Source organism: Pseudomonas veronii (genome assembly GCF_001439695.1).
Lineage (GTDB): Bacteria > Pseudomonadota > Gammaproteobacteria > Pseudomonadales > Pseudomonadaceae > Aquipseudomonas > Aquipseudomonas veronii.
In genome coordinates this window covers 1-22,110 of sequence record NZ_JYLL01000044.1, presented here as the reverse complement: position 1 = coordinate 22,110, position 22,110 = coordinate 1, and the positions used below count along the sequence as shown (strand labels likewise).

The following is a 22,110-nucleotide window of genomic DNA, read 5'->3' as shown; positions in this document are numbered from 1 at the left end:
CCGTGTTCAGGCCAAGCTTTTGCCCCAAATGCGGCGGCAGTGACCTCGGTCACCAGCTGCCTCCGGGCGATACGCATGAGCGCCTGATGTGCCGCGGTTGCGGCTATATCCACTACATCAATCCCAAGATCATCGCCGGCTGCATCATCGAGCAGGACGGCAAGTACCTGCTGTGCCAACGGGCGATCCCACCGCGCCCCGGCACCTGGACCCTGCCGGCCGGTTTCATGGAAGGCGGCGAGACCACCGAGCAGGCCGCGTTGCGCGAAGTCTGGGAAGAAAGCGGCGTGCGCGCCGAGATCGTCTCGCCCTACTCGATCTTCAGCGTGCCGAAGATCAGCGAGGTGTACATCATCTTCCGCGCCATCGCGCTGGAGATCACCGGCCAGTTCGGGCCGGAGACCCTCGACTATCAATTCTTCGCGCCCGAGGACATTCCCTGGGACAGCATCTACTACCCGGCGATCCGGCAGATCCTCGAACGCTACATCGAGGAACGCCAGGCCGGGGTGTATGGCATCTACATCGGGAACGACGACAGCGGCAAGATCCACTTCATCCGCTGATCTTCAAGCTGAACTCGGTTCAAATGTGGGAGGGGGCTTGCTCCCGATGGCAGTGGCATATTCAACATCGTCGTTGGCTGACACACCGTTATCGGGGGCAAGCCCCCTCCCACAGTTTGAAGCGCGTGAATCAGCCCTGCTCATCGTCGAAACCAGGGCGCTGTAACGCATCCTATTCCACACCACCGAACCCAATGTGGGAGGGGGCTTGCCCCCGATAGCGGTGTGTCAGCCACTGAATGAGGTGACTGAACCACTGCCATCGGGGGCAAGCCCCCTCCCACATTGGGAACAATACTTGGACTGATATACCTAAGGCGCCAGGCCTTCCACGATGATGATCTGCGCCTGCCCTACCCCCTCGCGGTGGGCCTTCGCCGCCTGATACTCGGCGGATTCGTAACACGCCACCGCCTGCTCATAGCTATCGAACTCAATCACCACATTACGCTGCCGCGCCGGCCCGCCTTCCATCGCTTCGCTGCGCCCGCCCCTGGCCAGAAACCGCCCGCCAAACTGCGCAAACGCCGCCGGCGCGCGTTGGGTGTACTGCGTGTACTGCTCTGCATCGGACACATCTACATGGGCAATCCAGTAGGCCTTCATCGCGACATCCTCTTGCTTGGTTTTTGTGGTATACCATAATACATACAACCAACAAATCGAGCACCCAACATGTCCTTCAACAGCATCGCAGACATCATCGAAGACTACCGCCAAGGCAAGATGGTGCTCCTGGTAGACGACGAAGACCGGGAAAACGAAGGCGACCTGCTGCTGCCTGCGGCGTGCTGCAGCGCCGAGGCTATCAGTTTCATGGCCCGTGAAGCCCGTGGTCTGATCTGCCTGACCCTCACCGACGAACACTGCCAGCGCCTGGGCCTTGAGCAGATGGTACCGAGCAATGGCAGCGCGTTCAGCACCGCGTTTACCGTGTCCATCGAAGCGGCCAGCGGTGTGACCACCGGTATCTCTGCCGCCGACCGCGCACGCACGGTGGCGGCAGCCGTGGACGTGAATGCCGGGCCGGCCGATATCGTGCAGCCCGGGCACATCTTTCCGTTGCGCGCCAAAGACGGCGGCGTGCTGACCCGCGCCGGCCACACCGAAGCCGGCTGTGACCTGGCACGCCTGGCCGGGCATACGCCAGCCTCGGTGATCGTCGAAGTGATGAACGACGATGGCACCATGGCCCGCCGACCTGAGCTGGAGATCTTCGCGCGCAAGCACGGGATCAAGATCGGCACTATCGCCGACTTGATTCACTACCGCCTCAGCACCGAACGCACCGTGGCGCGCATTGGCGAACGCGACCTGCCCACGGTGCATGGCACGTTCCGCCTGATCACCTTTGAAGACCGCATCGACGGTGGTGTACACATGGCCATGGTGATGGGCCCGTTGCGCCGCGATGAACCTACGCTGGTGCGCGTGCACGTGATCGACCCGCTGCGCGACCTGGTCGGCGCCGACTACAGCGGTCCGTCCAACTGGACGCTGTGGGCCGCCCTGCAACGCGTCGCGGCCGAAGGTTGTGGCGTGGTGGTGGTGCTGGCCAATCATGAATCGTCCCAGGCGCTGCTGGAGCGCGTACCGCAACTGACCCAGGCGCCGCGCCAGTTCAACCGTTCGCAATCGCGGATTTATTCGGAAGTCGGCACCGGGGCGCAGATATTGCAGGACCTGGGCGTCGGCAAGCTGCGTCACCTCGGCCCGCCCCTGAAATACGCCGGGCTGACTGGCTACGACCTGGAGGTGGTCGAGAGCATTCCCTTCACCGAGTGACGGATAACCGGTAAGGCAAAATGCTTGCACAAAGTTTGGAATACCATAATATGATATTCCATAGACCGAACGCTTTCGCCAAGTGCGCCCGCCAGGGACAGCACCAATAAAAGCCCTTGGCACGGTCGCCTTTTGGGCCTCGATTAGAGGCTCCGATGGACCTACTGCTCCCGATAGGCGGGCATTACCAAGCCCGCTCAAAAACACAACAAATGAGGGCGTGAAAATGGTGTTGAACAAACGTGCAACCGCAGTGCTGTTCGCGGGTTTATTGGCTACGGTCACTCACGCGGCCCTGGCGGCCGAAAGCGTGAATTTCGTGAGCTGGGGCGGTAGCACCCAGGATGCGCAGAAGCAGGCGTGGGCCGACCCTTTCAGCAAGGCCAGCGGCATCACCGTGGTGCAGGACGGCCCGACCGACTACGGCAAGCTCAAGGCCATGGTCGAAAGCGGCAACGTGCAGTGGGACGTGGTAGACGTCGAGGCCGACTTCGCCTTGCGTGCCGCCGCCGAAGGCCTGCTCGAACCGCTGGACTTCTCGGTGATCCAGCGCGACAAGATCGACCCGCGCTTCGTCTCCGACCATGGCGTCGGTTCGTTCTTCTTCTCCTTCGTGCTCGGCTACAACGAAAGCAAACTCGGCGCCGCCAAGCCCCAGGATTGGACCGCGCTGTTCGACACCAAGACCTACCCCGGCAAACGCGCCCTCTACAAATGGCCCAGCCCTGGCGTGCTCGAACTGGCCCTGCTGGCCGACGGCGTCGCGGCCGACAAGCTCTACCCCCTGGACCTGGACCGCGCCTTCAAGAAACTCGACACCATCAAAAAAGACATCGTCTGGTGGGGCGGCGGCGCGCAATCGCAGCAACTGCTGGCCTCCGGCGAAGTCAGCATGGGCCAGTTCTGGAACGGTCGCATCCACGCCCTGCAGGAAGATGGCGCACCGGTGGGCGTCAGCTGGAAGCAGAACCTGGTCATGGCCGACATCCTCGTCGTGCCTAAGGGCACCAAAAACAAAGCCGCCGCGATGAAGTTCCTGGCCAGTGCCAGCAGCGCCAAGGGCCAGGCCGATTTCTCCAACCTGACCGCCTATGCACCGGTGAACATCGACAGCGTGCAGCGCCTGGATTCAGTCCTGGCGCCCAACCTGCCGACGGCGTATGCCAAGGACCAGATCACCCTCGATTTCGCCTACTGGGCCAAGAACGGTCCGGCCATTGCGACACGGTGGAATGAATGGCTAGTCAAATGAAAATGACGGCAACCACACCGACCGGGAGCGCCCTCGGCGCTGCCGGCGCGGTTTGCAGCAAAGCCGTATCGCCGCCCCTGGCCCAGCGCTGGCGCGGGGCGGGCAACCTGATCCCGGCCCTGCTGTTCCTCGGCCTGTTCTTCCTCGCACCGCTGATCGGGCTGTTGCTGCGCGGCGTGCTGGAGCCCGTGCCGGGCCTGGGCAACTATGAACAGCTGTTCGCCAACTCGGCCTACGCCCGCGTGCTGCTCAACACCTTTTCGGTGGCGGGCCTGGTGACCCTGTTCAGCCTGTTGCTGGGCTTCCCGCTGGCCTGGGCGATTACCCTGGTGCCACGCGGCTGGGGCCGCTGGATGCTGAATATCGTGCTGCTGTCGATGTGGACCAGCCTGCTGGCCCGCACCTATTCCTGGCTGGTGCTGCTGCAAGCCTCGGGGGTGATCAACAAGGCGCTGCTGGCCATGGGCATCATCGATGTGCCCCTGGAGATGGTGCACAACCTGACGGGCGTGGTGATCGGCATGAGCTACATCATGATCCCGTTCATCGTGCTGCCGTTGCAGGCGACCATGCAGGCCATCGACCCGATGATCCTGCAGGCTGGCTCCATCTGTGGCGCGAGCCCGTGGACCAACTTCTTCCGGGTGTTCCTGCCGCTGTGCCGGCCGGGGTTGTTTTCCGGCGGGTTGATGGTGTTCGTGATGTCCCTCGGTTACTACGTCACCCCGGCGCTGCTCGGCGGTGCGCAGAACATGATGCTGCCCGAGTTCATCATCCAGCAGGTGCAGTCGTTCCTCAATTGGGGCCTGGCCAGTGCCGGCGCCGCGTTGCTGATCTTCATCACGCTGGTGCTGTTCTACTTCTACCTGAAGCTTCAGCCGGAATCCCCGGTTGGCGCCAGCCATGCGAGGTAAGCCGTCATGCTGCTGACTCCGAATGCCATGAGCCGCAGGATGCGTCTGGGCCTCTACGCCACCACCGGTTTGATTGGGCTGTTCCTGCTGCTGCCGATCGTGTTTATCGTGCTGCTGTCGTTCGGCTCGTCGCAATGGCTGGTGTTCCCGCCACCGGGCTGGACGCTGAAATGGTACGGCCAGTTCTTCTCCAACACCGACTGGATGAACGCGGCGCTGGCCAGCCTCAAGGTCGCCGTGCTGACCACCGTGTTCGCCGTGGCGCTGGGCCTGCCCAGCGCATTTGCCCTGGTGCGCGGGCGCTTCCCCGGCCGCGAACTGCTCTATGGCCTGTTCACACTGCCGATGATCGTGCCACTGGTGATCATCGCCGTGGCGGTGTACGCGCTGTTCCTCAAGCTCGGCTACACCGGCACGATGTTCGCCTTTGTGGTCAGCCACGTGATTGTCGCGTTGCCGTTCACCATCATCTCGATCATCAACTCGCTGAAACTGTTCGATCAGTCGATTGAAGACGCCGCGGTGATCTGCGGCGCGTCGCGCCTGCAGGCGGTGTTCAAGGTGACCTTCCCGGCGATTCGCCCGGGGATGGTGGCCGGTGCGCTGTTCGCCTTTCTCGTGTCATGGGACGAAGTGGTGCTCAGCGTGATGATGGCCAGCCCGACCCTGCAAACCCTTCCCGTGAAAATGTGGACCACCCTGCGTCAGGACCTGACACCCGTGATCGCCGTCGCCTCGACGCTGCTGATCGGCCTCTCGGTGCTGGTCATGGTCATCGCCGCCGCCGTTCGCCGGCGCACAGAAACCCGCGCTTGAGCGCCCAGGAGCAGAACATGAGTGCAGTGATCCAAGATGCCGCGCAGAACCCTGGCCAACCCCTGGTCAGCCTGCGCAACCTGAACAAGTTCTATGGCGAATTCGCCGCCGTGGACAACATCTCGCTGGACATCAAGGACGGCGAGTTCCTCACCTTCCTCGGCTCCAGCGGCTCGGGCAAAAGCACCACCCTGTCGATGCTCGCCGGCTTTGAAACGCCGAGCAGCGGCGAGATCCTGGTGAGCGGCCAATCGCTGGTCAACGTACCGCCGCACAAGCGCGACATCGGCATGGTGTTCCAACGCTACTCGCTGTTCCCGCACCTGTCGGTACGCGACAACATCGCCTTCCCCCTGGCGATCCGCAAACTGGCCAGTGCCGAGCGCGAGAAGCGCGTCGACGCCATGCTCAAGCTGGTGCAACTGGAACAGTTCGCCCATCGCCGCCCGTCGCAACTGTCTGGCGGCCAGCAACAGCGCGTCGCCATCGCCCGGGCGCTGGTGTACGAGCCGCGCATCCTGCTGATGGACGAACCGCTCGGCGCCCTCGACAAGAAGCTGCGTGAAGACTTGCAGGACGAGCTGCGCCAGTTGCATCGGCGCCTGGGCATCACCATTGTCTACGTGACCCACGACCAGGAAGAAGCCATGCGCCTGTCCCAGCGCATCGCGATTTTCAGCCACGGCAAGATCGTCGGCCTGGGCAGCGGTTTCGACCTGTACCAGAACCCGCCGAATGCGTTTGTCGCCTCATTCCTGGGCAACTCCAACTTCCTCAAGCTCAAGGCCCAGGGCAACGCGGCGGCGTCGTTCGAAGGCCAATCCCTGTCGATCCGCCTGACCGGCGGCCTGCGCAGCGAGCAGGACGTGCTGCTGATGGTGCGCCCGGAAAAAGCCCTCGCGCTGAGCGTCGAACAGGCCGCCGGGCAACCATTGACCGCAGGCTGGAACGAAGTGTCGGCCATCGTCGGCGAAGTGCTGTTTCTCGGTGAAAGCCAGACCTGCAGCGTGAAAACCCTGGGCGGCACCTCGATGACGGTCAAGGCATTGTCCGCCGCCGGCATGCCGCTCAAGGCCGGCGACCCGGTGCGCGTGCGCTGGGCCACGGCGGATGCCTGTGTGTACACCGAATGGGCCGAAAGCGATCTGAACAAGGCCGCCGGCGCCCATTAAGCCAAACAAAAAACTGAACCATCCCCTGTAGGAGCTGGCTTGCCAGCGAAAAACCCACAACCACCGCGGGCATCCAGGCTTCCCCCGTCATCGTTAACGACCATCGCCGGCAAGCCGGCTCCTACAGGGTTATGCCCCCACTGTAGGAGCTGGCTTGCCAGCGAAAAACCCACAGCCGCCGCGGGCATCCAGGCGTCCCGCGTCATCGTTAACAACCATCGCCGGCAAGCCGGCTCCTACAGGGTTATGCCCCATGGTAGGAGCTGGCTTGCCAGCGAAAAACCCACATCCGCCGCGGGCATCCAGGCTTCCCGCGTCATCGTTAACAACCATCGCCGGCAAGCCGGCTCCTACAGGGTTATGCCCCCACGGTAGGAGCTGGCTTGCCAGCGAAAAACCCACAGCCACCGCGGGCATCCAGGCTTCCCGCGTCATCGTTGACGACCATCGCCGGCAAGCCGGCTCCTACAGGGTTATACCCCACTGTAGGAGCTGGCTTGCCAGCGAAAAAACCACAGCCACCGCGGGCATCCAGGCTTCCCCCGTCATCGTTAACGACCATCGCCGGCAAGCCGGCTCCTACAGGGTTATGCCCCCACGGTAGGAGCTGGCTTGCCAGCGAAAAACCCACAGCCACCGCGGGCATCCAGGCTTCCCGCGTCATCGTTAACGACCATCGCCGGCAAGCCGCCTCCTACAGGGTTATGCCCCATGGTAGGAGCTGGCTTGCCAGCGAAAAAACCACAGCCACCGCGGGCATCCAGGCTTCCCGCGTCATCGTTGACGACCCTCGCCGGCGAGCCGGCTCCTACAGGGTTATGCCCCCACTGTAGGAGCTGGCTTGCCAGCGAAAAACCCACAGCCACCGCGGGCGTCCAGGCTTCCCGCGTCATCGTTAACGACCATCGCCGGCAAGCCGGCTCCTACAGGGTTATGCCCCCACGGTAGGAGCTGGCTTGCCAGCGAAAAACCCACAGCCACCGCGGGCATCCAGGCTTCCCGCGTCATCGTTGACGACCCTCGCCGGCAAGCCGGCTCCTACAGGGTTATGCCCCCACGGTAGGAGCTGGCTTGCCAGCGAAAAACCCACAGCCACCGCGGGCATCCAGGCTTCCCGCGTCATCGTTGACGACCCTCGCCGGCGAGCCGGCTCCTACAGGGTTATGCCCCCATGGTAGGAGCTGGCTTGCCAGCGAAAAACCCACAGCCACCGCGGGCATCCAGGCTTCCCGCGCCATCGTTAACGACCATCGCCGGCAAGCCGGCTCCTACAGGGTTATGCCCCCACTGTAGGAGCTGGCTTGCCAGCGAAAAAACCACAGCCACCGCGGGCATCCAGGCTTCCCGCGTCATCGTTGACGACCCTCGCCGGCGAGCCGGCTCCTACAGGGTTATGCCCCATGGTAGGAGCTGGCTTGCCAGCGAAAAACCCACAGCCACCGCGGGCATCCAGGCTTCCCCCGTCATCGTTGACGACCCTCGCCGGCAAGCCGGCTCCTACAGGGTTATGCCCCCACTGTAGGAGCTGGCTTGCCAGCGAAAAACCCACAGCCACCGCGGGCATCCAGGCTTCCCGCGTCATCGTTGACGACCATCGCCGGCAAGCCGGCTCCTACAGGGTTATGCCCCCACTGTAGGAGCTGGCTTGCCAGCGAAAAAACCACAGCCACCGCGGGCATCCAGGCTTCTCGCGTCATCGTTGACGACCATCGCCGGCAAGCCGGCTCCTACAGAACTCTGCGCTCGAAAATCGCGCCCTCGATGCCCAGCACCTCGCAGGTATCGGCATAGATCCCCACGCCCTTCTCCCATACGTGTTTGATCGACTGGTCGGCGCAACGAATCTGGTAATTGAGTTCGAACGGTTCCTGGCGCGACAACGCATATTGCACCTCGCGCCATACGTAGTCGGCATCCTCGGCGAGGATCAGGCTGTTGTAGGTGAACTCATGGTTGTCCACCAACCGCTCGGCGGGGTAGCCGGTCAATTGCAGGCAGCCGGCACTGACGAATTCCATAGTCCAGTCGCGGTTGTTACGGCCGCGATAGATCAGCCCAGGCATGCTGTCGAGCAAGCTCATGCTGCTGCGTTGGCTGGCCTGCAGGGCGATTTCGCGGCGCTTGTGCGCGGTGATATCTCCGGCTACCAAGTAGAAGCCCTGCGGGCCGCGCTTGAGGCTGACCTCGAACCAGCGCAGCTCGCCGCACGGATGCACGAAGCGCAGGCGTTGGTTGAACGAGGTCTCGGGACGCCGGCGCAGCTCATGCAAGGCCTGGCGCCACAGCGGGCGGTCTTCCTGGTGGACGTAGTCGACGACGTTGCGTTCCGCGCCCGGCGCGCCCATCAACTCGGCCCAGGCCAGGTTGAAGTGGGCGATCTGGCCGTTGTCGCGCAGGTGCAGCAAGGCGGCGGGAAAACAATCCATCAGGTGCGCGGGCGATGTCTGCACCCAAGCGTCAGAGCTTTCCCTCATCTAGTGACGCTCCTCGTGTTTGAGCAAGGCGCCGCTGTGTACCCGGGCCGCCAGCTCCAGGCGCGAATGCAGGTTGAGTTTCTGCAACAGGCTGCGCACATAGATTTTCACCGTGCCGTCGCTGATCCCCAGCTCCCTGCCGATCTGTTTATTGCTCATGCCGGCGGCGATCAGCGCCAGGGTCTGGCCTTCGCGTTCGGTGAGGTTTTCACCGCCCGGCGTCTCACCGTGTGGCCTGGGCTCGGCCGGGTCGGCGAGCAAGGCGATCAGGGTTGAGTCGAGCATGATCGCGCCCTTGTGGCAGTTGCGCATATACGCCAGCAACGCCTCGGGCTCGGTTTCCTTGAGCACATAACCGCTGGCGCCCAGGCGCAGGGCGCTGAGCAGTTCGGCGCGGTCCATCGAAGCGGTGAGCACCACCACCTGGCAGTCCAGGCGCAATTGGCGCAGTTCGTCCAGCACCTGCAGGCCGCTGAGGCCAGGCATGTGCAGATCCAGCAACACCTGCTGCGGCGTCAGGCTCACGGCCAGGTTGATGCCCTCCCGGCCACTGGCCGCCTGCCCCACCACTTCAAAGTCGTCGCTGGCATCGAACAGTTGCGCCAGGCCTTTGCGAAACAGTGGGTGATCATCGATCAGTAATAAGGTCGTGCAGTCCATCGAGACTCCCGTGTGGCAGGTCGTGGTGGCGGCGCAGGCCAAGATGCACGCGCACGCCGTGCGGGCGGATCGCTTCAATGCTCAGTCGCGCGCCGATGCTGGCGGCGCGCTCGCGGATAATCGCCAGGCCGAAATGGTTATGCTCATCGCAAGCCGGGCTCAAGCCGATGCCATCGTCCTCCACCGACACCGAGGCATCGCCGTCCTGGGTCTGGCGCAGTTCAATACGCACATGCCGCGCGTGGGAATGGCGCACCGCATTGGCCAGGGCCTCGCGAACGATCTGCAGGATCTGCAATTCGGTTTCCGGGCTCAGGGCATCGTCGGCCAGGCGGTTATCCAACTCGAACACGATGATGCAACGCCGCGAAAACTCCGCGACGGAGTCGGCCAGGGCCTGGCGCAGCGAGCGTCCGTCCATGGTCAGGCGTGCGCTGGTGATCAGCTCGCGCACCTGGCGTTGCAACTGGCTGAGGCCTGCGCACAGGTCCTGCAGGGCAGGCGCGCCCAGCTGTGACTGCAAGCCGTGGGCCTGGAACGCCAGGTAACCCAACTGTTGCGCCACCGAATCGTGCAGCTCACGGGCCAGCGCGCCGTGGCGCGACGTTGCCTGTCTGCGCTGCTGCTCACGGTTGTCACTGCGCAGACGCACGCTGACCGCCACGGCTTGCGCCGCTTCCTCCAGCAACTGGCGCCAACTGGCACCGGCCCGTCTGGGGGTGTCGAGCAGTAACGCGCCTTTTTCACCCTCGGGCAAGGCGCACACCAATCGGTGTACCCCGCGCTGCCGGCAAGGGCCGCAGGCCTGGGGCGTGTCCATCGCACTCGCGTCGCGCCAGGGGCAGCGCGCCACGTTCTGGCAGCCCTCGATCAAGCCACGCCGCGTCGGGCCCAGGTCTTCGCCGCCCAGGATCAGGTTGAGCCTGGCGGCGGGCAGCAGTGCGTCGAAACGGTCCAGAAAACCCGACAAGGCACCGTCAGCGTGCAGGGGCAACCCGGCCAACAGCCTGCGCACGCTGCGCGCCTGTTCGGGGCGCACAGGCCCCAACCAGAGCGGCCAGCTCTTCGGTCGCGTTCGCACTCTTCGATAACTCCCCGTCCGGTTGCTGAGCATTAGTGCAAGACCAGCAACTTCCATGCCCCGAACGCCAGTGCGGCAAGGCTTATCTCCAAAGGCATAGCCCTTTTTCCAGATTGAGAAGATTTTCCTCATAGGAAAGTATCTCTCTCAACAGGAAACAAAACGCACCTTGGAGAGCCCGCATGACGCACACCCACAACCGCCCCATCGTGGTGATGCAATCGGCAACCGCCGGCATGGCGGTTGCCGCCGACCTGCACAAGCCTTTGCTGCTGAGCGGCGAACAACCCGACTTCAGCCGACGTTTACAACAGGCATTGGCCAGCGCAACCGTGGGTTGTCGGCTCTACCTGTTGGGCGATGAGGCCTTTGTCTGGCGCATTCACGCCGAGGCCCGCGCCGCCGGCCTGGAAGACGACGAGATCAGCGTGACCTGCACGATGCCCGGCCTGCGCCAGGTGTATTGCGCCCATTGCGGGCTGACCCAGACCGCAGGCCCAGAGCCGGTGTTGAACTGCATCGGCTGCAACGTCGGGCTGGAAGTGCGCGCACACTTTTCCCGGCGCCTGGGGGCTTACCTCGGCGTGTGCATCAACCCCGACCAGCCCTACGCGGGGTTCCAGCCATGAGCGCCGCCCTCAAGGTTCAGGTCAGTGCGGCCAGAATGCTCACCCCCGTGGTGCGCGAGTTCACCCTGACTGCCTGCGACGGCGCCCTGCCCGCTTTCTCGCCCGGCAGCCACGTCCAGGTGCATCTGCCGCTGGCCGAGGGCACGGTGCGTAACGCCTACTCGTTGACCAGCGACCCGGCGCACACGCGCCACTACCGCATCGCCGTGCGCCTGCAGGACGCGTCTCGCGGCGGTTCGCAGTACTTGCATCGCCAGGTGCAGGTCGGCGACACCTTGCGGATTTCGCCGCCGGCCAATCTGTTCGCGCCCCATGGCACCGCACGCCGGCACATCCTGATCGCCGCCGGCATCGGTATCACGCCGTTCATGGCCTATATCGCCACGATGGAACAACAGCAGGCCGACTTCGAACTGCATTACCTGTTCCGGCCAGGCCTCAGCGATGCCTACCTCGATGAATTGCAACAGCGCCTCGGCCCGCGCCTGCACGCCTACGACCGCCGCCCGGACCTGAGCCGCATCCTCGCCAACCGGCCGCTGGGCAGCCACGTCTACACCTGTGGCCCGCAACCCTTGATCGAGGCGGTCGAGCAACACGCCGATCGCCTCGGTTGGCCGCGCAATCGGCTGCATGCCGAGGCGTTCAAAGGCGCGCAACCGGGCCAGCCGTTCGACCTGCAACTGCTGCGCAGTGGCCGCACCCTGCGCGTGGAGGCCGAGCAGAGCCTGCTCGAAGCCTTGGAGCACGCGGGCTTGCAGGTGCCCAACCTGTGCCGTGGCGGGGTCTGCGGCCAGTGCATCACGCGCCATCAAGGCGGTGCCATCGAACACCGCGACAGTTTCCTCAGCCCGGCCGAGCAGGCCGAATTTCTGATGCCCTGCGTCTCACGCGGCAGCGGCCCCTGCGTTTCGCTGGACCTATAGGAGTGAGTGCCATGCCCCTGCAATCGAGCCCTGTGCTGAGCTATCGCGACGATTTCAGCTTTCGCAACAGCCCGGCGGCGATCCGTCGCTTCCCGTTCCCGTTTATCGAGGACAGCTACTTGTACTCGGTGAACATCGAACCGGCCACCTCCCGCGACCCGGGTTCCGTCTACGAGCACGCCTTCGACATCGACGAGCACTACCGCTCGGAAATGGCCGAACGTGCCCTGATCCTGGACAACGACCCGCGCCGCTACCTTGTGATGCCGCACATGCAAGCGGCGGCCTGGGATGCGCTGCAAATGCTCATGGAAAACCTCGCCGTCGACTACCCGCAGTGGTTCAGCCTGGTGCGTGACGGCGACCGCTGGCACTGGCGCAACCACCTGCTGCGGATCGATCAACCGTTCATCTTCGGCGATGCCGCCAGCCTGCCCTGCGCACCGCTGGAATACATCGGCCGCCAGGTGCAAGGGGATTTCGCCCTGCTCGACCAGCGCGACGGCGACCTGTACATGGACGCCGGCCTGGTCACCAGCCCGGCCGACTGGTCACTGGCGTTCGATGCCGGGATGAGTTTCAAGCAGTGGCATGCACCGGTGCCCATGGCCCACCAGATGGGCGTGTTCGAGCGCGCGCTGAAGTACCTGCTCAACCTGCAGGCCGGCCAGCCGGTCCGGCGCCTGAACTGGACCCTGACCATCAACCCGCGCCTGGATTCGTCGCCGGAAACCTTCCATCAATGGGGCGCCGACCGCGGCCGGATCACCGCGCAGAACGTCGGGCAACAGGTGCATCTGCGGGTCGAACTGCAAGTGATGGCACGCCTGCCGCGCAGCAACGCAGTGATGTTCAGCATTCGCACCTACCTGATCAGCCTGGACGAACTGGTCAGCCACCCCGGCTGGGGCTGCCGCCTGCACCGCGTGCTGCGCGACCTGCCCGATGCCATCGCCGACTACAAGGGCATGACCCGCTATCGACAGACCCTGGTCGAGTGGCTGAGCCAGTTCGATCCACTCGCCTGAACCATTTCCCGGTGCTCTTTTTCACAGCAAGGAATCTCACATGACCCACTCCTGGCGTATTTCTGCATTGGCCGAGCGGCACCGCGCGCTCGGCTCGAACCTCGAAGACTGGAACGGCATGGGCACCGCCTGGACCTACAGCAGCGCGCTGGCCGACCACCACGAAGCGATCCGCACCCGCGCCGGCCTGATGGATGTATCGGGCCTGAAAAAAGTCCACTACGTCGGCCCGCACGCCGAAAGCCTGTTGCAGTGGGCCACCACCCGCGACATCGCCAAGCTCTATCCCGGCAAATCGGTGTATGCGTCGATGCTCGACGAGGACGGCAAATTCGTCGATGACTGCATCGTCTACCGCACCGGGCCCAATGCGTTCATGGTCGTGCATGGCGCCGGCACCGGGCATGAAATGCTGGTGCGCTCGGCCCAGGGCCGGCAAGTGGCGGTGCTGTTCGACGACGATCTGCACGACCTGTCGCTGCAAGGCCCGCTGGCGGTGGATTTTCTCGCCGAGCACGTGCCTGGCATCCGCCAGCTGCCGTACTTCCATCACCTGCAAACGCGCCTGTTCGAGCGCCCGGTGATGATCTCCCGCACCGGCTACACCGGCGAGCGCGGCTACGAGATTTTCTGCAAGGCCGCGGACGCCCCGTTCCTGTGGGACAGCATCCTCGAACAGGGCGCGAGCCTGGGAATCATTCCCTGCGCCTTCACCGCCCTGGACTGGCTGCGAGTGGAAAGCTCGCTGATGTTTTTCCCCTACGACAACTCGCAGATGTACCCCTTCGCCGACCAGAAGGCCGGCGACACCCTGTGGGAGATGGGCCTGGACTTCACGGTTTCGCCCGGCAAACAAGCGTTCCGAGGCGCCGAGGAACACCTGCGCCTGCGCGGCCAGGAGCGCTTCAAGATCACCGGCGTGCTGCTCGACGGCGTGCGTCCGGCCGAGGCTGGCGACACCTTGTGGCAGGGCAACCAGCAAGTCGGCGTGATCACCTGCGGCATGTATTCGCGCCTGAGCAAACGCTCGATGGCCATCGCGCGCATGAGCGTCGCCTGCGCCGCACCCGGCATCGCGCTGCAGGTGCGCGGCAGCTTCGAAGGTACCGCCACCACCCACGCCCTGCCCTTCGACGACCCGCAAAAAACCAAGCGCACGGCCAAGGGCTGAGCCTTCCTTCACCGCATTCAGGAGCCTTCGATGGACGCCTCAAGCGAACATTACATTCTCAAGATCACCTGCCCGGCGGCGTCCGGGATCGTCGCCGCGATCAGCGCCTGCCTGGCCCGGCAGCAGTGCTACATCAGCGAGTTGGCGCAATTCGACGACGAGTTCACCGGGCAGTTTTTCATGCGCGCGGTGTTCCGTTTCAACAAGGGCGTCAGCGGTGATATCGGCGACCTGCGCAAAGGCCTGGGCGAGCTCGCCGGCGGCTTCGACATGCAGTGGCAGTTGTTCAGCTCACGCCAGCCGACCCGCGTGCTGCTGATGGTCAGCAAGTTCGACCATTGCCTCACCGACCTGCTCTACCGCCACCGCAAAGGCGAAATGGACATGACCATCACCGCCGTGGTCTCCAACCACCTGGACCTGCGGGCGATGGCCGAGCGTGAGGGCATCCGCTTCATCTACCTGCCCATCACCAAGGACACCAAGGCCGGCCAGGAAGCCGAACTGATGCGTATCGTCGAAGACACCCAGACCGATCTGGTAGTGCTCGCGCGCTACATGCAGATCCTGTCCGACGGCCTGTGCCAGCAACTGTCGGGGCGGGCGATCAACATCCACCACTCGTTCCTGCCCGGTTTCAAGGGCGCCAAGCCGTATCACCAGGCCTATGACCGGGGGGTGAAGCTGATCGGCGCCACCGCCCACTACGTCACCAGCGACCTCGACGAGGGCCCGATCATCGAGCAGGAAATCCAGCGCGTCGACCATACCCACTTGCCCGATTCACTGGTCGCCATCGGCCGCGACACCGAAACCGTCGCCCTTTCCAAAGCCCTGAAATACCACCTGGAACACCGGGTGTTCATCAACCACGACAAGACAGTGATCTTTCGCTGAAACCCTTCAGGAGGCACGCTCATGACTCTACGTGTAGCAATCATCGGCGCCGGCCCATGCGGCCTGGCACAACTTCGCGCCTTCCAGTCGGCCCGCGACAAGGGCGCCGCCATTCCCGAACTGGTGTGCTTCGAGAAACAGCAGGACTGGGGCGGCATGTGGAACTACACCTGGCGCACCGGCCTGGACGAAAACGGCGAGCCGGTGCATGGCAGCATGTACCGCTACCTGTGGTCCAACGGCCCCAAGGAATGCCTGGAGTTCGCCGATTACACCTTTGAAGAACATTTCGGCCGGCCCATCGCCTCCTATCCGCCCCGCGAAGTGTTGTGGGACTACATCAAGGGCCGGGTGGAAAAGGCCGGCGTGCGCGACTACATCCGCTTCAACAATGTGGTGCGCCAGGTCACCTTCGACGAACAGACCCAGCGCTTCACCGTGTACGCCCACGACTACACCCACGACACCTTGACCTGTGAAGAATTCGACTACGTGATCAACGCCTGCGGCCACTTCTCCACGCCCAAGGTGCCGTACTTCGAAGGCTTCGAGCAGTTCGCCGGGCGCATCCTGCATGCCCATGACTTTCGCGAGGCGCTGGAATTCAAGGACAAGGACCTGCTGATCATCGGCAGCAGCTATTCGGCCGAGGACATCGGCTCGCAATGCTACAAATATGGCGCGCGCAGCATCACCAGCTGTTACCGCACCACGCCCATGGGCTATGCGTGGCCGGACAACTGGGAAGAAAAGCCGCTGCTGCAACGCCTGGAAAACAACCGTGCGTTCTTTGCCGATGGCAGCAGCAAGCACATCGACGCGGTGATCCTGTGTACCGGCTACAAGCACCACTTCCCGTTCCTGCCGGATGAGCTGAGCCTCAGGACCGACAACCGCCTGTGGCCGATGAACCTCTACAAGGGCGTGTTCTGGGAACCCAACCCGCGGCTGATCTACCTCGGCATGCAGGACCAGTGGTACTCGTTCAACATGTTCGACGCCCAGGCCTGGTATGCCCGCGATGTGATCCTGGGGCGTATCCCATTGCCCAGCCAGGCCGCGATGATCGCCGACAGCCAACAATGGCAGGCACGGGAACTGACCCTGGAAACCAATCAGCAGATGTTCGAGTTCCAGGGCGCCTACATCCAGCACCTGGTGGACGCCACCGACTACCCGGATTTCGACATCGCCGCCGTCAACGAGACCTTTCTGCACTGGAAGCACGACAAGGCCGAAAACATCATGGGCTATCGCGACAAGTCCTACCGCTCGCTGATGACCGGCACCCAGTCGCCGCCGCACCACACCCCGTGGCTGCTGGCCCTGGACGACTCGATGGCGGCGTACCTGGGCGAGCCCGTGACGCCCATCAAATCAGTCGGCTGAGCGGGTGCCCATGATGAATGCTCCGCGTGTTTCCCACCCGCGAGAACCCGGGCTGTTTGCCCGGGCGCCAAACCTCGAACGCTACCGCGTGGCCGTCGGCGGTGTGACCCTGGTCGACCTGCAGCCCGGCGACGGCCTGCAGGTGATCGACCTCGAAGGCCGGCAAATCTGCGAACTGCTGGCCCTCGACGCCAGCGGCCGCAGCGCCCTGGCGAGCTGGGGGCTGAGCGGCTCGAGCGCCTGCCGCGTGCCACCGCGTGTCGGCCAGGCGCTCAAGCGGCGCGGCATCGACGCGCAGGCACTGCCCCTGGCCGCCGCGCTGTGGGACGACGCCAGCCCGCCCGGTCACACTCGGCAGTTTGTCGCCCATGACCGCCTGCTGGTGATCGTCGCCGCTCCTGCCGGGCCCACCTCCGTCGACCGGCAATACCGGCCCAGCGAACTGCGCCTGCTGGTGACACGGGCCAACCCGTCGCCCCTGCTGGTGCCTGCCCTGCCCGAGCCATTGGGCGAGGTGCTGGACGAGTTCACCGTGCGTGCGGGCACGGCCCACGGCTACAGCGTCGCCAAGGGCCAGTACGTGCAGGTGCTGGACGTCGCCGGCCGCCAGTGTTCGGACTTCGTCGCCCTCGACCGCCGCGCCCTGGATCGCGGCGTGGAGCTGGACCTCGACCAGACCGTGACGCGCACGCTGAACGGCAGCGCCTACCCGGCGCCGGGGCTGTTCTCGAAGTTTTTCGACCGCCGGATGCAGCCGATGCTGGAGGTGGTGCAGGACACCGTCGGGCGCCACGACGCCTTCGCCCTGGCCTGCGCGGCGCGCTACTACGAATCCCATGGCTATTTCGGGCACGACAACTGCAGCGACAACCTCAGCCGCGTACTCGCGCCCTACGGCGTGCAAGCGCGCAACGGCTGGCCGGCGATCAATTTCTTCTTCAACACCGGCATTGATGCACACCAGCAGATGACCCTGGATGAGCCGTGGTCGCGGCCCGGCGACTACGTACTACTGCGGGCCATGACCGAGCTGGTGTGCGGCAGTACCTCGTGCCCGGATGACATCGACCCGGCCAATGGCTGGAACCCGACCGATATCCATGTCCGTATCTACCGCGAGAAGGAGCGTTTTTCCATCGCCATGAGCACTCGAACCACGGCCGATGCCGACCCGATACTGACCCGTGAGACCGCGTTCCACTCACGCACCAGCGCCCTCACCGGCAGCTTCATCGACTACCGCAACTGGTGGCTGCCGTTGCGCTACGACGGTTATGGCGCCACCGAGGAATACCTCGGCTGCCGCGAACGCGTGGCCGTGATGGACCTGACCGCCCTGCGCAAATTCGAGATCATCGGCCCCGACGCCGAAGCCCTGTTGCAATACTGCCTGACCCGCGACGTGCGGCGCCTGGCGGTGGGCCAAGTGGTCTATTCGGCGATGTGCCACGAACACGGCGGCATGCTCGACGACGGCACCCTGCTGCGCCTGGGCCCGGACAACTTCCGCTGGATCTGCGGCGAAGACTACGCCGGTGTGTGGCTGCGCGAGCAGGCCCACAAACTGGGGATGAAGGTGTGGGTCAAGTCCGCCAGCGAGCAGATTCACAACCTGGCGGTGCAAGGGCCGCTCAGCCGCGAGCTGCTCAAGCAGATGGTCTGGACGCCGCCCACCCAACCGAGCGTGGACAGCCTCGGCTGGTTCCGCTTCCTGGTCGGCCGGCTGGACGGTTTCGAGGGCTGCCCGTTGATGATTTCGCGCACCGGCTACACCGGCGAACTGGGCTTTGAGGTGTGGTGCCAGCCCGAAGACGCCGAACGGGTGTGGGACCGCATCTGGCAACTCGGCCAACCCTTGGGCCTGGTGCCCCTCGGCCTGGAAGCGCTGGACCTGTTGCGCATCGAAGCCGGGCTGATTTTTGCCGGCTACGAGTTCAGCGACCAGACCGACCCGTTCGAGGCCGGCATCGGCTTCAGCGTGCCACTCAAGAGCAAGACCGATGACTTTATCGGCCGCGACGCCCTGTTGCGGCGCAGCGCCCATCCCAGCCACAAGCTGGTCGGTCTGCACCTCGGCGGCAACGAGGCGGCCCACCACGGCGACCCGGTGTACCACGGCCGCGCCCAGGTCGGCGTCATCACCAGCGCCTGCCGCTCACCGTTGCTGGCCAGCAATATCGCGCTGTGCCGGGTCGACGTGAGCTGCGCCGAGCCCGGCACCCTGCTTGAGATTGGCAAAGTCGATGGCCTACAGAAGCGCATCAGCGCCACGGTCAGCGCAGCGATTTTCTATGACCCGGACAAGAGCCGCGTGCGTAGCTGATCGTCCCGATACCGATGTGTGCCACCCCACTTTGACTGCCCACTTTGATTGCCCTTCTTAACCGCTACTCAGACATGGGAATACGAAGATGGAAGCGACGACGTTCGAGGCTGTACCGCAGGCTGCCAGCTCAGTGGGCAGCCTGCACCGCAAGATCGATTGGCGCGGTGCATTCTGGGTCGCCAGTGGCGTGCCCGCGCTGGTGCTGTTCTCCATCGGCGCGATTGCCGCCACGGTGGGCAAACCGGCCTGGATCGTGTGGATCGTGTCGATCCTGTTCGGGTTTATCCAGGCCTTCACCTATGCCGAGATCGCCGGGCTGTTCCCGCACAAGTCCGGCGGCGCGTCCGTGTACGGCGCGGTGGCCTGGGTGCGCTACAGCAAGTTGATCGCACCGGTGTCGGTGTGGTGCAACTGGCTGGCCTGGTCGCCGGTGCTGTCCATCGGCTCGGGGCTGGCGGCGGGGTATATCCTCACCGCGCTGTTTCCCGCCGATGCGCTGATCAACACCTGGCAACTGACCCTGCTTGACCTGGGTTGGGTCAAGAGCGGTCTGTCGTTGCGCATCAACGCGACGTTCGCCATTGGCCTGTTGATTCTGCTCACGGTGTTTGCCGTGCAGCATGGCGGCATCCTGCGCTCGGCGCGCCTGACGCTGGTGCTCGGGGTCACCTCGCTGATCCCGCTGTTGCTGGTGGGCGTGGTGCCGTTGTTCACCGGGGACGCGACCCAGGCCAACTTCCTGCCGCTGTACCCGCTGGCCCATGACGCAGCCGGGCAAGTCATCGACGGCCCGTGGGATATGTCCGGCTGGTCGCTGATGGCCGGCGGGCTGTTCATGGCCGCGTGGTCCACCTACGGGTTCGAAACGGCGGTGTGCTACACCCGCGAGTTCAAGGACCCCAAGCGTGACACCTTCAAGGCGATCTTCTACGCCGGCCTGCTGTGCATCCTGGTGTTCACCCTGGTGCCGCTGGCGTTTCAAGGCAGCCTGGGGCTGGGCCAACTGGTGACCCCGGCGGTGCTCGACGCCAGCGGCGCGGTGGTGACTCCGGCGGTGTACAGCGGCCTGCTGTCGCCGGCGATCTACAGCGGCATGGGCGTTGGCCAGGTGATGGCCGACAGCATCGGCGGCGGCAAGGTGGTCGCCAATATCGTGCTGATCATGCTGGTGCTCGCCACGTTGCTGGCGATCATGACCTCGATGTCCGGCTCGTCGCGCACCTTGTATCAGGCGTCGGTGGACGGCTGGCTGCCCAAATACCTGGGGCGCACCAACGAACACGGCGCGCCCACGGCGGCGATGTGGACCGACCTGTCGTTCAACCTGCTGTTGTTGCTGATGTCGGACTATGTGTTCGTGCTGGCGGCGTCCAACGTCAGCTACATCATTTTCAACTTCCTCAACCTCAACGCCGGCTGGATCCACCGCCTCGACCGCCCCGACTGGGTGCGCCCGTACAAAGCCCCCACCGTGCTGCTGGCGGCCGGCGGCGTGCTGAGCTTCGTCAACCTGGCGTGCATGGGCCTGGGTGCGGATATCTGGGGCGCAGGCACGCTGGTCACCGGCTTGCTGCTGGCGCTGTTGATCCTGCCGGTGTTCTGCTACCGCCACTATGTGCAGGACAAAGGCCGCTTCCCCGCGGCCATGCTCAGTGACTTGTATATCCAGGCCGATGACGGCCAACGCCGCGCCGGCTGGCTGCCCTACGCCACACTGATCGCCGGTGTGCTGGTGGTGTATGCCTGCCATCAACTGGTAGCCTGAATGCCCTGGGCTGCCTATTGCTGAGGGATTTATCCCTCAGCGCCCCTATTTCTCCAGACAACGGTGACGCTTTTGACCAGCACTCTCCCTTCCCTTGCCCGCGATATCGACGGCAAGGCCATTTCTGCCCAGGTTCTCGACGAGGTTCGCGAAGAGGTCCTGCTGCTTGCCGCGCAAAAAATCTTCCCGGCCCTGGCTGTCGTGCTGGTGGGCGACGATCCGGCCAGCGAAGTGTATGTGCGCAACAAACTGCTGCGGGCCAAGGAAGTCGGGATTCGCTCCCTTGAATACCGGCTGCCGGATGACGCCAGCCAGGCGCAAGTGCTCGATCTGCTGGCCCAGTTGAACGCCGACGTTTCGGTCAATGGCGTGCTGGTGCAGTTGCCGTTGCCGGCGCATATCGACGAGGCGGCCGTGATCCATGCGATTGACCCGATCAAGGACGTGGACGGTTTCCACCGTGAGAACGTCGGCGGCCTGGTGCAAGGCATCGAGGTGCTCACGCCTTGCACGCCCAGCGGCTGCATGCGCCTGCTGCATGAAACCTGCGGCGATTTGAGTGGCTTGCACGCGGTGGTGATTGGCCGCTCGAACATCGTCGGCAAACCGATGGCGACCCTGCTGTTGCAGGCCAACTGCTCGGTCACCGTGGTGCATTCGCGCAGCGTCGATGCTCAGGCATTGTGCCGCTTGGCCGATATCGTCGTCGCTGCGGTCGGTCGGCCGCAGTTGATCGATGCCAGCTGGCTCAAGCCTGGCGCGGTGGTGATCGATGTGGGGATCAACCGCATCAGCACCGAGACCGGTACGCGGTTGGTGGGCGATGTGGACTACGCCAGCGCACGCACCGTGGCCAGCGCGATTACGCCGGTGCCGGGTGGTGTGGGGCCGATGACGATTGCCTACCTGCTGAAAAACACCCTGGTGGCGAGCCAGTTGCAACGCAAAGCCCTGCCCCGAGCGCTGGCGCTGCACCTGTAGGAGCGAGCTTGCTCGCGAAAAACGCCCAGGCAACGCGGTCATCCAGGATGCCCGCGTTATCGTTAACGACCTTCGCGAGCAAGCTCGCTCCTACAGGGTTCTCAGGGGTTGTAGGCGGCCAGGTCCCGACTCATGGGCACGCAGGCTGAAGAACACCCTGGTGGCGAGCCAGTTGCAACGCAAAGCCCTGCCCCGAGCGCTGGCGCCGCACCTGTAGGAGCGAGCTTGCTCGCGAAAAACGCCCAGGCAACGCGGTCATCCAGGATGCCCGCGTTATC

At 64.2% G+C, this 22,110-nt stretch carries 19 protein-coding genes; 15 read left to right on the top strand and 4 right to left on the bottom strand.

The genetic code is table 11. The annotated features are described in order from the left end of the window. Window positions 1-2 precede the first annotated feature (2 nt). Complete coding sequence (locus tag TU80_RS29355) at window positions 3-566, top strand: NUDIX hydrolase (protein ID WP_046383893.1); 564 nt, start codon at window positions 3-5, stop codon at window positions 564-566. 312 nt (window positions 567-878) lie between these two features. Here TU80_RS29355 and TU80_RS29350 read toward each other — a convergent pair whose 3' ends face one another. After that, on the bottom strand, window positions 879-1,172 hold the full coding sequence (locus TU80_RS29350; protein WP_046383894.1) for a DUF1330 domain-containing protein: 294 nt from the start codon (window positions 1,170-1,172) through the stop codon (window positions 879-881). 69 nt (window positions 1,173-1,241) lie between these two features. Between TU80_RS29350 and ribBA the strand changes: the two genes are divergently transcribed. From ribBA to TU80_RS29325, 5 genes are all read left to right on the top strand, one after another. Next, window positions 1,242-2,351 (top strand): bifunctional 3,4-dihydroxy-2-butanone-4-phosphate synthase/GTP cyclohydrolase II, encoded by a 1,110-nt coding sequence (gene ribBA, locus TU80_RS29345; protein ID WP_057006020.1) that lies wholly within the window; start codon window positions 1,242-1,244, stop codon window positions 2,349-2,351. A 226-nt stretch (window positions 2,352-2,577) separates the two neighbouring features. Further along, window positions 2,578-3,603, top strand: a complete 1,026-nt coding sequence (locus TU80_RS29340; RefSeq protein WP_057006019.1) for an ABC transporter substrate-binding protein — start codon at window positions 2,578-2,580, stop codon at window positions 3,601-3,603. Next, entirely contained in the window at window positions 3,600-4,517 is a 918-nt protein-coding gene (locus tag TU80_RS29335) for an ABC transporter permease (protein ID WP_046383897.1), read from the top strand. Before TU80_RS29340 ends, TU80_RS29335 begins: the two co-directional genes overlap by 4 nt. Before the next feature lie 6 nt (window positions 4,518-4,523). Beyond that, window positions 4,524-5,333 (top strand): ABC transporter permease, encoded by an 810-nt coding sequence (locus tag TU80_RS29330; protein ID WP_057006018.1) that lies wholly within the window; start codon window positions 4,524-4,526, stop codon window positions 5,331-5,333. Between the two features lie 17 nt (window positions 5,334-5,350). Continuing rightward, entirely contained in the window at window positions 5,351-6,505 is a 1,155-nt protein-coding gene (locus tag TU80_RS29325) for an ABC transporter ATP-binding protein (protein ID WP_057006017.1), read from the top strand. Between the two features lie 1,727 nt (window positions 6,506-8,232). On the opposite strand, the gene TU80_RS29310 is transcribed toward TU80_RS29325, so the two are convergent. From TU80_RS29310 to TU80_RS29300, 3 genes are read right to left on the bottom strand one after another with little or no spacing between them, the layout of a single operon-like run. Then, on the bottom strand, window positions 8,233-8,979 hold the full coding sequence (locus tag TU80_RS29310) for a PAS domain-containing protein (protein ID WP_057006014.1): 747 nt from the start codon (window positions 8,977-8,979) through the stop codon (window positions 8,233-8,235). After that, a complete protein-coding gene (locus tag TU80_RS29305) occupies window positions 8,980-9,639 on the bottom strand; it encodes a response regulator (protein ID WP_046383903.1) in 660 nt (219 codons plus the stop codon). Next, complete coding sequence (locus TU80_RS29300; protein ID WP_232591586.1) at window positions 9,608-10,720, bottom strand: sensor histidine kinase; 1,113 nt, start codon at window positions 10,718-10,720, stop codon at window positions 9,608-9,610. The genes TU80_RS29305 and TU80_RS29300 overlap by 32 nt, the downstream gene beginning before the upstream one ends. 182 nt (window positions 10,721-10,902) lie before the next feature. Between TU80_RS29300 and TU80_RS29295 the strand changes: the two genes are divergently transcribed. The 9 genes from TU80_RS29295 (at window position 10,903) to folD (ending at window position 21,832) form a co-directional block, all read left to right on the top strand. Then, the gene (locus TU80_RS29295; RefSeq protein ID WP_046383904.1) at window positions 10,903-11,349 is read left to right on the top strand and encodes a dimethylamine monooxygenase subunit DmmA family protein; all 447 of its coding nucleotides are present in this window, start codon (window positions 10,903-10,905) and stop codon (window positions 11,347-11,349) included. Next, window positions 11,346-12,275 carry a PDR/VanB family oxidoreductase gene (locus TU80_RS29290; RefSeq protein WP_046383905.1) on the top strand — a complete coding sequence of 310 codons (930 nt, stop codon included), beginning with the start codon at window positions 11,346-11,348 and terminating at the stop codon, window positions 12,273-12,275. The genes TU80_RS29295 and TU80_RS29290 overlap by 4 nt, the downstream gene beginning before the upstream one ends. 11 nt (window positions 12,276-12,286) lie before the next feature. Continuing rightward, window positions 12,287-13,303, top strand: coding sequence for a heme-dependent oxidative N-demethylase family protein (locus tag TU80_RS29285; RefSeq protein ID WP_057006013.1), 1,017 nt, complete (start codon window positions 12,287-12,289; stop codon window positions 13,301-13,303). 40 nt (window positions 13,304-13,343) lie between these two features. Continuing rightward, entirely contained in the window at window positions 13,344-14,474 is a 1,131-nt protein-coding gene (locus tag TU80_RS29280; protein WP_057006012.1) for an aminomethyl transferase family protein, read from the top strand. 30 nt (window positions 14,475-14,504) lie between these two features. After that, window positions 14,505-15,371, top strand: coding sequence for a formyltetrahydrofolate deformylase (gene purU / locus TU80_RS29275; protein ID WP_046383908.1), 867 nt, complete (start codon window positions 14,505-14,507; stop codon window positions 15,369-15,371). 21 nt (window positions 15,372-15,392) lie between these two features. Then, window positions 15,393-16,760 carry an NAD(P)-binding domain-containing protein gene (locus TU80_RS29270; RefSeq protein ID WP_046383909.1) on the top strand — a complete coding sequence of 456 codons (1,368 nt, stop codon included), beginning with the start codon at window positions 15,393-15,395 and terminating at the stop codon, window positions 16,758-16,760. A 13-nt stretch (window positions 16,761-16,773) separates the two neighbouring features. Continuing rightward, a complete protein-coding gene (locus TU80_RS29265; RefSeq protein WP_057006024.1) occupies window positions 16,774-19,083 on the top strand; it encodes a trimethylamine N-oxide demethylase in 2,310 nt (769 codons plus the stop codon). Window positions 19,084-19,171: 88 nt separating this feature from the next. Further along, window positions 19,172-20,851 (top strand): APC family permease, encoded by a 1,680-nt coding sequence (locus TU80_RS29260; protein WP_046383910.1) that lies wholly within the window; start codon window positions 19,172-19,174, stop codon window positions 20,849-20,851. A gap of 63 nt (window positions 20,852-20,914) precedes the next feature. Continuing rightward, window positions 20,915-21,832 (top strand): bifunctional methylenetetrahydrofolate dehydrogenase/methenyltetrahydrofolate cyclohydrolase FolD, encoded by a 918-nt coding sequence (folD, locus tag TU80_RS29255; RefSeq protein WP_082643919.1) that lies wholly within the window; start codon window positions 20,915-20,917, stop codon window positions 21,830-21,832. Window positions 21,833-22,110 lie beyond the last annotated feature (278 nt).